This is a genomic window from Daejeonella sp., assembly GCF_036405355.1.
Lineage (GTDB): Bacteria > Bacteroidota > Bacteroidia > Sphingobacteriales > Sphingobacteriaceae > Daejeonella.
This window is the reverse complement of the sequence record NZ_DASWXT010000054.1, coordinates 1-13092: the sequence shown is the minus strand read 5'-3', so window position 1 is coordinate 13092 and position 13092 is coordinate 1. Positions and strand designations below refer to the sequence as shown.

The 13092-nt window shown below is 38.6% G+C and carries 9 protein-coding genes; 4 read left to right on the top strand and 5 right to left on the bottom strand.

The features are described from left to right. Positions 1–6 precede the first annotated feature (6 nt). From VGE44_RS06865 to VGE44_RS06855, 3 genes are all read right to left on the bottom strand, one after another. Positions 7–987 carry a GDP-mannose 4,6-dehydratase gene (locus VGE44_RS06865; protein WP_331077281.1) on the bottom strand — a complete coding sequence of 327 codons (981 nt, stop codon included), beginning with the start codon at positions 985–987 and terminating at the stop codon, positions 7–9. Positions 988–1053: 66 nt separating this feature from the next. After that, positions 1054–2181, bottom strand: coding sequence for a glycosyltransferase family 1 protein (locus VGE44_RS06860; RefSeq protein ID WP_331077279.1), 1128 nt, complete (start codon positions 2179–2181; stop codon positions 1054–1056). Positions 2182–2215: 34 nt separating this feature from the next. Then, the gene (locus VGE44_RS06855; protein WP_331077277.1) at positions 2216–3625 is read right to left on the bottom strand and encodes an O-antigen ligase family protein; all 1410 of its coding nucleotides are present in this window, start codon (positions 3623–3625) and stop codon (positions 2216–2218) included. Positions 3626–3931: 306 nt separating this feature from the next. Here VGE44_RS06855 and VGE44_RS06850 point away from each other — a divergent pair, with 306 nt between their 5' ends. Continuing rightward, positions 3932–4903, top strand: a complete 972-nt coding sequence (locus VGE44_RS06850) for a hypothetical protein (RefSeq protein WP_331077275.1) — start codon at positions 3932–3934, stop codon at positions 4901–4903. 28 nt (positions 4904–4931) lie between these two features. Here the strand turns inward: VGE44_RS06850 and dxs are convergent, their stop codons facing one another. Further along, positions 4932–6860, bottom strand: a complete 1929-nt coding sequence (gene dxs, locus VGE44_RS06845; protein WP_331077273.1) for a 1-deoxy-D-xylulose-5-phosphate synthase — start codon at positions 6858–6860, stop codon at positions 4932–4934. Positions 6861–6967: 107 nt separating this feature from the next. Between dxs and VGE44_RS06840 the strand changes: the two genes are divergently transcribed. From VGE44_RS06840 to VGE44_RS06830, 3 genes are all read left to right on the top strand, one after another. Further along, a complete protein-coding gene (locus VGE44_RS06840) occupies positions 6968–7729 on the top strand; it encodes a segregation and condensation protein A (protein ID WP_331077271.1) in 762 nt (253 codons plus the stop codon). A gap of 63 nt (positions 7730–7792) precedes the next feature. After that, the gene (gene glyA, locus VGE44_RS06835; RefSeq protein WP_324487519.1) at positions 7793–9064 is read left to right on the top strand and encodes a serine hydroxymethyltransferase; all 1272 of its coding nucleotides are present in this window, start codon (positions 7793–7795) and stop codon (positions 9062–9064) included. 25 nt (positions 9065–9089) lie between these two features. After that, positions 9090–12221 carry a PAS domain S-box protein gene (locus VGE44_RS06830; RefSeq protein ID WP_331077267.1) on the top strand — a complete coding sequence of 1044 codons (3132 nt, stop codon included), beginning with the start codon at positions 9090–9092 and terminating at the stop codon, positions 12219–12221. Between the two features lie 468 nt (positions 12222–12689). On the opposite strand, the gene VGE44_RS06825 is transcribed toward VGE44_RS06830, so the two are convergent. After that, positions 12690–13092 (bottom strand): ComF family protein (locus VGE44_RS06825; RefSeq protein ID WP_331077265.1); only part of this gene is annotated, 403 nt, incomplete at its 5' end.

Below are 13092 nucleotides of genomic sequence, written 5' to 3'. Positions count from 1 at the left end.
TCAGGTTTAATAGGAGCTTGGAGTATTAAGATTGGAATAGCTTAATTCATGTTCAATCATGTTCTCAATAATTGCATTAAGTCCGAGTTTGGCTTTCCAATCCAGCTCTCTGTTAGCTTTTCCTGGGTCTGCCCGGCCAATCTGTAAATCGGTAGGCCTCCTCAGAACTTCGTCAATAACAACATGTTCTTCCCAGTTCAAATCCAGAGCCTTGAATGTAAAATCAATGAATTCTTTAAGTGTATGGCTCTTGCCGGTAGCTATGATATAATCTTTTGGTTGGTCCTGCTGCATCATCAACCACATTGCCTCTACATAATCAGGCGCCCATCCCCAGTCGCGTTCGATATTGATATTACCCAGACTAAGTTTATTCAATCTGTTCCTGTGAATCTTGCAAGCTGTGGATATAATCTTTTTAGTAACAAAGTGCTCTGGTCGTAAAGGTGATTCGTGATTGAATAGTATTCCTGTACAGGCAAAAAGGTTATAAGCTTCTCTGTAATTATCTATTTGCCAGAAGGCAGTTGCTTTGGCAATAGCATAGGGGCTTCTTGGATGAAAAATGGTATTTTCATTTGCAGGAATACTGCTGTCACCAAAACATTCACTGGAACCTGCATTGTACAACTTAATAGGCAGATTACTGAATTTTATTGCTTCCAGAAGATTCAGGTTCCCGGTACTTATACTTTCGTGTGTTTCATGAGGCTGATCAAAAGATAAACGGACAGAACTCTGGCCTGCAAGGTTATAGACTTCATCTGGTTTTATCTTGTTGATACATTCGAGGGTATTACCAAAATCAGTAATATTTATAGAGATCAGGTTGATATCGTCTTTTATCCCAAGTTTTTTAAGATTGATAAAGGGAGATGTTTGCGCATCACGGGATGCTCCGTAAACATAATAACCTTTTTCAAGTAAAAATTTAGCCAGGTATGAACCATCTTGTCCAGAGACCCCGCAAATTAAAGCTTTCTTCACGTATTTAGTTTAATAGCCTGTATTCAATTTGAATACGCAGAAAATGATAAATAGTTTACGAAAATGCTAATTTTTATTGATAGCTACCCTAAAAGTTTTTATTAATTCTTTAGTATTCCTCTCCCAGGAAAAAAGTTTCAATCGCTCGCTTCCCCTTTTAATAAGCTCAGATCTAAGTTCTTTATCCTCAATCAAGGCCTTCATTTTATTGCTGATATCTTCAACGTTGAAGGGGTCGAAGCATAATACTGCATCGCCTCCAACCTCGGGAAGGCAGGTGTTATCTGATACAATTACAGGCAGGTGATGATGAAAAGCTTCAAGTACAGGAACTCCAAATCCCTCATTAATTGAAGGGAAAGCATATATTTCAGCATATTTATAAAAATATGCTAAATCCTGGTCACTTGCATATCCGGGTGTCAGGACAAAGTCCCGGAGTCCAAGTCTTTCAATAATCTCACTAATTGCGGCACTATCATCCATGTCGTTTTTGGGACTAGGTTGTCCAACAAGAATCAGCGAATAATCCTGATGCCCAGAAAGTCGCAATAAATTAAAGGCTTCAATCAAGCGGACTAAATTCTTTCTTTTTTCAAGCGTGCCTACATGCAAAATAAATTTTGAGGTAGGAATATTGAATGTTGGAGTATATCCGGATTCAGGCTCAGCTACAGCCATCTTCTTTGGCGCAAGATGGATGGCCCTGATCTTTTGGCGGTCAATACCTGTAAAATGAGAGATCCTGTTTCTGGTGTACTCAGTTATTGTAATAATAAATGGTGCTTTTTTTGCAGCATTCACTCCAAAAATCTTAAATAATTTCAGCCATTGGGTATTATAATGGCTGGAATATTCAAAGAAGAAAGCATCGTAGAATACCGGTATGGCTTTGAATCCCGGTGTAAAATATGGGACAAAGTAATCTGTGCAAAACAGGATATCACATTTATTAAGGTTTGCTTTAATGGGAAGAATTACCTGTTTCCAAAAAATAAACCGGATGTGCTCAATCAATTTCAGTACTTTATAGCGTCCAATATAAACCGGAAATGAAGTGTCGAAAAAGACAAATTCACAATCGTATTTATCACTCTTAAATTGATTATATATTTCTTCCAGATAAGTTCTTGAACCTGTCTTTGCTATCCGGAGGTCACGAATGTCAAGTCCTATTCTTATTTTATTTGACATAGAAGGATATAAATCATATTGCTGCAAAATTAATTTAATTATCAGGATTTGGGCTCTGATAAATTTTTTCCTCAGATATTTTAGAAATTGCCGGGGTATGCCCTGCTATCATGTTAACAAAAATCCCGGATAGAAACCAGCTCACATAAGAAATATACACCGATGATTCAAGTTCTGAGGTTAATAGCGGAATAATAAAACCAATCTTCATTAATAGCAGACTTAAACATACCTGTCTTTCTTTTCCTTGTAAATGAGGATACCATTTCCAGCAAGTTTTGATGAAGTAAATATGCATCCAGAGGTAGAGCAGCAAAGTGATTATTCCTGTTTGTACCCCAATAATAATGTATTGGTTTTCTCCGCCAACCGTATCGCTTAAACTTACTGCAACTCTTCCTGATTCACCCAATCCCAGGCCCAGAGGATTGGCGGCTATGGCTTCAATACCTTCTACCCAGGCAAGCACATGACCCACACTTGATGGATTTGTAAATGTGATTGTTTCATAGATAAACTCGTATAAATCAGGGTTAATTACAAGCATGAAGAATATAAAATAGATAGCCACTGCTATAAATCCGGCGTATATGATATTGAGAACCAGTTTTTTCTTTGTGATCAGGGCATAAATAAAAATCATGATAAAGTAACTGGCAAGAGATGATCTGGATAATGCGAAAAAAATAGAAAATTGAGTGGCAATTATTGCAATGATACCCAAAGTGTCAGCTTTGATCTTGTTATCTTCAGTTGTATAAAGACCGGCAAGTACTGCAAGTGCTAATAAGGTAGATGCGGCAAATTCAAGAGGGTTTGCAAAGAAGCTGGCAAATCTTCTGAGGCCTGTTGATGTTTCGAAAGTCCATGAAAGTCCATAATTACCGCTTGCTTCCTGGTTAAAATAATAGAAATTAAAATCGGCATATCCTGTCAGGGTTTGAAAATGCTGATCGCTGAGAATTTCAAATAAGAGTATTCCAGCGGCTGCAATAAAAACAGCAAGTATATAATGAAAGTACTTGCTGATATAAATACGAGTTGGGTCAAAAATGCGCCCTGCAAAATAAATTAACGTAAAAAAACTTGAACTTTTAAATGCGATTAGCTTGTCGCCTAAACCATATTGACCAATCGGCAGAAAAACATAAAGCAGGGTATAAAGAAAATATGCCAGAATTGCATAATCTATTGTTTGAAATTTGATTCGCCTCTCAAGTTCCCATATACCAGTCCCAAGGGTAATTAAGATTAGCAATTCCTTAAGCGGCTGCATAAAAGGAACAATGTCTGCAAATCCGTATTGTAGAGCCACCGAAAGACTTGTTGTATAAATTGGAAGGCCAAAGATTAGAAATATGAAAATACCCTGTTTATTCCTTGATACGAGGTTTTTAAGTGCAATAAAAAAGGCAGAGAAATAAATGAGAGGAAATATGAACATTCTTACCTTAAATTATTTTGAATATGAAGAACACTGAATGAGAATTTTGTAAAAATATATGAATTATTGATTAGGGACTAAATTTTATGATTGTTTTATTTAATGGCAATAAATTATACTAAACTAATCTTCATTTTTATTATTGGACGATTTGGCTTTCAACTAAAATATTAAAGGAGGTACATGCGGCCGGCTTCGGGAAACAGGGTTTACGCTGTTTCTATGAATATTCGACCACCTTCAGGGTCGAAGAAAAAATTTATCCGGGCCCTATTAATTAAATAATCCACTATTTTTACCGGAGAAATGAATGCAATTTATACTGTATGCAGCTATAATCACTTAGGAAGGGCTTTGTCACTGGCTGATTCGGTCAGCACCCATTGCCAGGGTGTTAAATTCATTATTTGCCTTATTGATACGGTTGATCTTAATTTAATTCCTGAAGGGATCGAACTGATCATGGCGAGAGATATGAACCTATCCTTTCTCAATGAGTTATGTTCGAAATATTCTCCCCTGGAGCTGAACAGTGCCCTGAAGCCCTATTTTGGCAATTATATTTTTGAAAAATATAAGCAGCTTGATCAGATTATATTTCTGGACAGTGATATTCTACTATTTGACGATTTGAATCCTGTATATGAGAGCTTAGATGTTAATAGTATTGTGTTAAGTCCGCATTCATTAAGCACAGTACCCAATGGTACTGATTTTGATGACCGGGTATTTCTCAGATCCGGAATTTATAATGCAGGTTTTTTTGGACTCAAAAGAGATTTGAATTCACAAGCATTCCTTTTATGGTGGATGGGCAAACTCAGAAATGAGTGTTTTTTTGATTCCAAACGGGGTATGTTTGCTGAGCAGCTTTGGTTAAATCTTGTTCCTCTATATTTTGAAGGTGTGGATATTCTGAAGCATGAGGGTTGTAATGTAGCCTACTGGAATCTCCATGAGCGAACATTGACTGAAAAACATGGAGTTTTTTACGTGAATGAATCTGTGCCTCTAATATTTTTTCATTACAGTGGTGCTTCAGTATCCTGCATTGAAGAAAACCGGGTGTCACAGCATCAGCAGCGTTATACTTTTACAAACCGCCCGGATGTTTTAGAAGTTTTTAAACTTTATATAAACTCCCTGAATAAACATTCTTTTGAAAAGTTTAATCAAGTGTATACACTAAACAGTACTTTCAGAAGCCAGTCAATTATTGTGAGGACAGTCGGAGAGTTCTATAAGAAGGTAGTTAAGAAGCTATTTTATATCAAATAGGACTGGTTAATTCGAATTTCCCTAATTTTTAAGAAGCTAAAACTCTGGTAGTTCTGCTAAGTGCGAATTCTTTTACTTTCTTGATTATTCCTTCAGCATCAAAACCGCATTCCTTCCATAATTCGGGTTGTTCGCCATGCTCAATTACCTTATCAGGGATACCAAGCCGGACAACAGTAGAATTATAGTTATTGTCGGCCATAAATTCAAGTATCGCACTGCCTACACCACCCTGAAGACAACCATCTTCAACAGTGATGACATATTTAAATTTTTTAAATACCTGATGAAGAAGTTCCTGATCAAGAGGTTTTGCAAAACGCAGATCATAATGGGCCGGATGAATTCCTTCTGCATTGAGCTCATAACAGGCTTTTACAGCTTCATTTCCGATATGTCCTATACTTAAAATTGCGACATCTTCACCTTCACAGATGGTTCTTCCTTTACCAACTTCAATGGCTTTAAGAGGGCGTCTCCATTCAGGCATTACCCCGTTTCCTCTTGGGTAACGGATACTGAAAGGTCCCATATTTTCCTGTTGTGCAGTATACATCAGGTTTCTTAACTCCTCTTCGTTCATCGGTGCCGAAACGATCATGTTTGGTATACAACGCATGTAAGCAAGATCATAGGCGCCATGATGTGTTGGTCCGTCTGAACCTGCAAATCCGGCACGATCAAGGCAAAAAACTACATTCAGTTTTTGCAGAGCTACGTCATGAATAACCTGATCATAGGCTCTTTGCATAAATGTTGAATAGATATTGCAGAATGGTATCATCCCCCTGGTTGCAAGGCCGGCGGAGAAGGTTACGGCATGCTGCTCAGCTATGCCTACATCAAATGCACGATCAGGCATAGCTTTCATCATGATATTCATTGATGAACCCGAAGGCATGGCAGGGGTTATTCCCATTATCTTTGAATTCAGCTCAGCCAGCTCAACCAGGGTATGTCCAAATACATCCTGGTATTTGGGAGCTGTTGGTTTTTCGCTTGCAGTTTTTTGTATTTCTCCGGTGATCTTATCGAATAATCCTGGTGAATGCCATTTGGTCTGATCTTTTTCTGCCAGGGAATATCCTTTGCCCTTAACAGTTACACAATGTAATAACTTTGGACCTGGTATATGTTTAAGGTCGTTTAGAACCTTGGCAAGATGTTTAACATCATGACCGTCAATTGGTCCGAAGTACCTGAATTTGAGCGCTTCAAAGAAATTACTTTTCTTTAATAATCCGCCCTTTATGGTTTTCTCTATTTTTTTAACAACCTCATGAGCATTTGGACCAAGCTCTGAGATTTTTGACAGAACGTTAGAAATGTCATCCCTGAAACGATTGTATGATTTTGATGTAGTTATATCAGTCAGGTATTCTTTTAATGCGCCTACATTCGGGTCAATCGACATGCAGTTATCATTCAGGATTACAAGAATATTTGAATTTTCAATACCAGCATGATTCAGAGCCTCAAAGGCAAGTCCTCCGGTCATCGCACCATCCCCGATCACGGCAACATGCTGTCTGTCGGTCTCACCCTTGTAATTGGAGGCAACAGCCATACCTAAGGCAGCAGAAATAGATGTCGAAGAGTGACCTACTCCAAATGTATCATACTCGCTTTCAGATCTTTTGGGAAATCCACTCAAGCCCTTGTAAATCCGGTTTGTATGGAAATCTGCCCTGCGGCCTGTCAGGATTTTATGACCATAGGCCTGATGGCCTACATCCCATACAAGCTGGTCGTATGGCGTATTGAGCACATAATGTAGGGCAACTGTTAATTCAACAACGCCTAAGCTCGACCCAAAATGTCCGCCATTTACTGAGACTGTATCAACAATAAACTGTCTTAATTCTGAGCAGATACGTTCAAGATCTTCTTCTTTAAATTTTTTTAAATCCGAAGGGTAATTGATCTGTTCCAGAAATTCGCCCGCCTTAACTTCCATTTAGGGTTTATAAATATGTTCATGCAAAAATAAGGTATTTGTTAAACATTTTTATTTTTTTGTACAGACATATATATTATGTTACTCTCGTTACATTTGATTGAATTATGAATGTAAATGACGCTTTCGAGATCAGACTACCCCAATTTGAGGGGCCATTTGATTTGCTTTTGTTCTTTATCGAAAGGGATGAACTGGATATTCAGGATATTCCGATAGCCAAAATCACCGATGATTTTCTCGACTACCTGCATCATATGAACTCATTGAACATTGAGGTTGCAAGCGAATTTATTTTTGTAGCGGCTACTCTGATGCGGATAAAGGCAAAAATGCTTTTACCAAGGCCGGATCTTGATGATGAGGGAAATGAAATAGATTTAAAACGTGATCTTATACAGAAACTAATTGAGTACAAGAAGTTTAAACAGCTTGCCGAACAGTTCAAAATTCTTGAAAATGAGCGTTTTATGCAGGAAAAGCGGGGTAATATCACTTCTGATGTTTTGCAAATGGCATTGACTGCTGATCCGGGGGAGGAATTGGAGTCATTCGACCTGTATAAGCTTATGATGACCTTTAATAAGGTTCTTCAGCGAAGTTTGCAGCGCGATAATAAGCAGGAGCACATTGTTGAACAATACCCCTATAATATTGAGTCACAGAAAAAGGCAATTGACAGGCTTCTGGCTATAAATAAGCGACTTGATTTCAGGGATATAGTCACAAATTCAGAAAATAAAGTTCATTTTGTTTACAATTTTATGGCATTGCTCGAAATGCTGCAACAGGATTTGATCTCTATACAAACAGGAATTGGATTTAATAATTTCTGGATTGAAGCTAAAATCGGTTCAATCAATTCTTAATTTGTATTTTTGCTTTACAATTCTTAAAAATTTAATAATTCAAATAAACACCACTATACATCCATGAAGAGAGATAAACTTATTTTCAGCCTGATTGATGAGGAACAAGAGCGTCAGGAAACCGGTCTAGAGTTAATAGCATCAGAAAATTTTGTAAGCAAGCAGGTTATGGAAGCTGCGGGCTCAGTACTTACCAATAAATATGCTGAAGGCTTACCGGGCAAAAGGTATTATGGTGGATGTGAAGTTGTTGATGAAGTTGAAAATATAGCAATTGAACGGGCTAAGGAATTATTTAATGCAAGCTGGGTTAATGTTCAGCCACACTCTGGTGCTCAGGCAAATGCAGCTGTCCTATTAGGTTTGCTTAATGCAGGTGATAAAATTTTGGGATTTGATCTTTCCCATGGAGGCCACCTCACTCATGGTTCACCAGTCAATTTTTCAGGTAAATTATATAAACCGCATTTTTATGGTGTAGATCGTGAAACCGGTCTTATCGATTATAAGAAACTGGAACAAGTTGCTTTAAAAGAAAAACCAAAAGTTATTATTTGTGGAGCTTCTGCTTATTCACGCGATTGGGATTATAAGTTCATCAGATCAGTTGCTGATCAGATTGGAGCATTGGTTATGGCTGATATTTCTCATCCATCCGGCCTGATTGCCCGTGGCTTATTAAACGATCCACTTCCTCATTGTCATGTTGTAACTACTACCACCCATAAAACCTTAAGAGGTCCAAGGGGGGGAATGATTATGATGGGACAGGATTTTGAAAACCCAATGGGACTTAAAACACCAAAAGGAGAATTGAGAATGATGTCTTCTGTATTGGATATGGCTGTATTTCCTGGTACTCAAGGCGGTCCATTGGAGCATATCATCGCCGCAAAAGCAATTGCATTTGGGGAAGCTTTGAGTGAGGGCTACATGAAGTATATCATTCAGGTAAAGAAAAATGCTGAAGCAATGGCAGCCGCCCTTGTAAATAGGGGTTACGAGCTTATTTCGGGCGGGACAGATAATCACATGATGCTTATTGATCTTCGAAATAAAAATATTACTGGCAGAGACGCTGAAAATGCACTTGGTGAGGCTGCAATTACTGTCAATAAAAACATGGTTCCTTTTGACGATAAATCTCCATTTGTAACTTCTGGCATAAGAGTTGGTACAGCAGCTGTAAGTACAAGAGGCCTTAAGGAAAAACATATGGAAAAAATCGTTGAACTCATTGATGAGGTGATCTCAAATCCGGATAGCGAATCCAATGCAAAAAAGGTTCGTAAGAAGGTTAATGAGATGATGGGTAAACATCCATTGTATCAATAACTAAAGTAATTCACAAAGATTAATTATGTTGGATAGCGTTGTGGGGAAGGATTTTGAAGATCTTAGATTGAAGGCACTTCTTGAATATCAGGTTTTGGGTTCATTACCTGAAAGTGAATTTGATTCCATTACGCGTTTAGCATCATATTTAAGTAAAAAACCAATAGCTACCATCAGTTTTCTGGATGGGGAGTACCAGTTCATTAAATCACAGGTAGGATTTAGTACTGAGAGTACTTCTGTTGTTGATTCTATTTGTCAGTTTGCTATTAAAGGATCAGAGATTCTTGAGATTAATGATACTCTGGAGGATCCCAGGACTTTAGCATTGAAATGTGTCACTGGAGGAGCAAAGATCAGATTTTATGCAGGTGTCCCGATAATAAATCCCGAGGGATATGCGCTGGGTTCATTGTGTGTAATGGATGTGGTACCCGGTAGCCTGGATGAACAGCAAAGGGAGGCATTGAAGATCCTTGCAGATCAGGTTATGACTCATCTTGAAGTAAAACGTCAAAATAGGATATTAAATGACCTGATTCAGAAGTACGAGGATATTAGTACTATGTTCAACAGTTCGGCCGAACTGCATTGTATTTTAGATCGTAGCGGAACCATTGAGCTGATGAACAATATAGTTGAGCGATTGCTCGGTTATACAGTGGAAGAAGTTATTGGCCGTTCAATCTGGGAATTCTTTTATGAAGCTGATATATTGGCAATAGTTCCTCAAATCGAGATGGGTTTGGGAAGCGGGCAAAAAAGTTTTGAACTTGAGGGCAGGATCAAACTAAAAGATGGCTCAACCAAATGGATGGGCTGGTCTATTGCAGTCAGGAATGAAAAATGGTTCGCAAATGGCCGTGATATCAGTGATAAGAAGAAAATGGTCGAAGAACTCGAGCAATTATCACTTGTTGCGAATAAGGTTAACAATGGCGTGATCATTAGTGATAATAATAGTAATGTAATCTGGGCGAATGAAGCTTCAGAAAAAATTACAGGATATAGTCTCGATGATCTCAAAGGGCGCAAACTTGGCGACGTATTAAAAGGTAAAGAAACTGATACGGAAGTCATCCTTAATGCACGGGAGTTAACAAAAAGCAAACAATCTTTTTCAGTTGATTTGCTTGCATACCGAAAAGATGGTACTCCAATTTGGTTATCTATTCTGAATTCAGTTATTCTGGATAAAGACGGGAACATCGATAAAGAAGTCGAAGTAATTATTGATATTACTGAGAGAAAGAAATCAGAACTGGAACTTGAAATTTTATCCATGGTTGCCAGTAAATCGGCAAGCGGTATTGCAATCAGGGATGGGAAAGGCAGAGTTACCTGGGTTAATGCTGCACTTGAAAATATGCTTGGATATAAATTCAGTGAGATTGAAGGAAGGCGTTTTAGTGATATAGTCGTTGGTGAGGATACATCAGCGAAGTCACTTGAAATTGCAGAAGAGGCAATAAGGGCAAAAAAGCCGTACAATATTGACCTCCTGATTTATAAAAAAGACCGTTCCCCAATATGGGTAAATGCAGCTACCACGCCAATACTAAATGAGAAAGGCGAGATAGAGCGCCAGGTTGAAATCATTAATGATATTACTGAGCGTAAATTTGCAGAGGATCAGCTCACATTACTTTCACTTGTTGCCAGCAAGACCATTAATGGTGTTGCCATTAGTGGCAGTGATGGTAAGATCAAATGGATAAACCAGTCGCTGCAGGATTTAACAGGTTATTCTCTTGAGGAGTTTCAGAATACCCGCCCGGGAGATCTGTTGGCTGGCGAGGGTACAGACATGGAATTGCTGAGGAAGGCAAGACAGCAGGCTGCGGATTGCAAACCTTCAAATATTGAGTTACTCAGTTACAAAAAGGATGGTTCTCAAATCTGGCTATCTATTTCAAATACGCCGACATTTAATATTGATGGAAGTCTTGATCAGCAGGTTGAGATCATTAATGATATTTCAGAAAGAAAACTGGCCGAACAGGAACTAATCAAAACCCGGGAAGAAGCCCTGCAGCTAAGCAAGGCGAAAGAGACATTTCTTTCTGTGATGAGTCACGAAATCAGAACCCCACTGAATGCAGTAATTGGGATGTCCTATATACTGATGGATGATAACCCGACAGAATCGCAAACTGAAAATCTGAAGATTTTGGGATTTTCTGCCCAGAACCTGCTTAAACTGATTAATGATGTTTTGGATTTTACCAAAATCCAGACTGGAAATATGGTTCTCGAAAGCGTGGATGTTAATCTTAAAGAGCTCGTTGCCCAGACCCTGAATTCTCTTCAATTCAAGACTGCAGAAAAGCATGTGGCCTTGAAATCAGAGATTGATCATCGTATTCCTGCAAACGTTATAGGGGATAATACACGTTTATACCAAATCCTGATAAATCTTTTAGGTAATGCCGTTAAATTTACAGAAAAAGGAGAGGTCAAGCTAAAGCTCGATCTGGTTGACGAAAATAAGAAATTTGTAAAGGTGCGTTTTGAGGTTTCGGATACAGGTATTGGTATACCTGCTGATAAGATTGATGATATTTTCAATTCCTATACTCAGGCCAGCACTGATACAACCAGGAAATATGGGGGTACCGGACTTGGTTTGGCCATTACAAAGAGTCTTATAGAACTTCATAATTCGGAAATAAGTGTAAAAAGCGAACTGGGTAAAGGTTCGGCATTCAGCTTCATTGTCCAGTTTGACCGTTCAACGACATCAGCTGTAAGTGTTGATAACAAAACCCCGTTGCAACAATTAAGCGGACTCATTTTAGTAGTTGATGATAACGAGATCAATCGTCTTCTTGCCAGTAAAGTAATTACTAAATGGGGCGTGAGTGTGGACTTTGCTGAGAACGGAAAGATTGCCCTTGAAAAAGTGCAGGAGAAGAAATATGATTTAATCCTGATGGATCTTCATATGCCTGTGATGGATGGCATGGAGTCTTCACGAGCAATCAGGAAAATTGGTGGATATTACGCCAAGGTACCTATCGTCGCTTTAACTGCTTCGCTTTTTGCACACGAACTCGAAACCATTACAGAATGCGGTATGGATGGATTTGTAATAAAACCATTTGTGCCTAACGATCTGTACAATAAGATCAGACAATATCTCAGTGTTAAATCTTAGTTCTAACAGAAAAAGCTGACGCCTATGGCAATCAGCTTTTTCAATCTAAATTAACGCTCTCACATACTTCTACGGAGCCGGGGTTTATTGGTTTCAGTAATTTTCAATTTTTATCTTCAACAGACCTGCCTAAACCGTCATTTCGATGAGCGACCTCAATTGTTGTCTTTAAAAATATAATAAACGCGAAGAGAAATCCCATGATCAAAAGCGCAGTCTCACATCAACGGATTTCTCCACACCGCACATTTCTACCTTAAGAAGAAAATTTTGCTGCTGTGTTCGAAATGACGGATCCCTATCCCGTCATTTCGATGAGCGACCTCAATTGTTGTCTTTAAAAATATAATAAACGCGAAGAGAAATCCCATGATCAAAGGTACAGCCTCGCATTAACAGATTTCTCCACAGCGCAAACTCCAACATTAAGAAGAAAATACTGCTGCTGTGTTCGAAATGACGGATCCGTCATTCAGCATAGGCCAGGGTGCAAATGGTAATTTTAAGTCCTTCAATTTTCAGTAATTCAATACTGCAGGCCTCCACTGTAGCTCCGGTGGTCATTACATCGTCCACAAGGATAATGTGTTTCTGAATCAGTTCAGAAGTGTTTTTGATGATAAAGGCATCTTTCAGATTTTCATACCTGGCAAATCTTGATTTTTTGGTTTGAGATTCGGTGTTTTCTGTCCGGACCAAATGTTGGGTACTTACAGGCAGTTTTAGAACAGAGGCCAAACCTTTGGATATTTGTTCGCTTTGGTTATAGCCTCTTTTTTTCAATCTTAAAGGATGCAGGGGTATTGGTATGATTATGTCTGCGTTTTTCAAGGCTCCGAACCGGATCAGTTGCCAGGCAAAGAGTTCACCC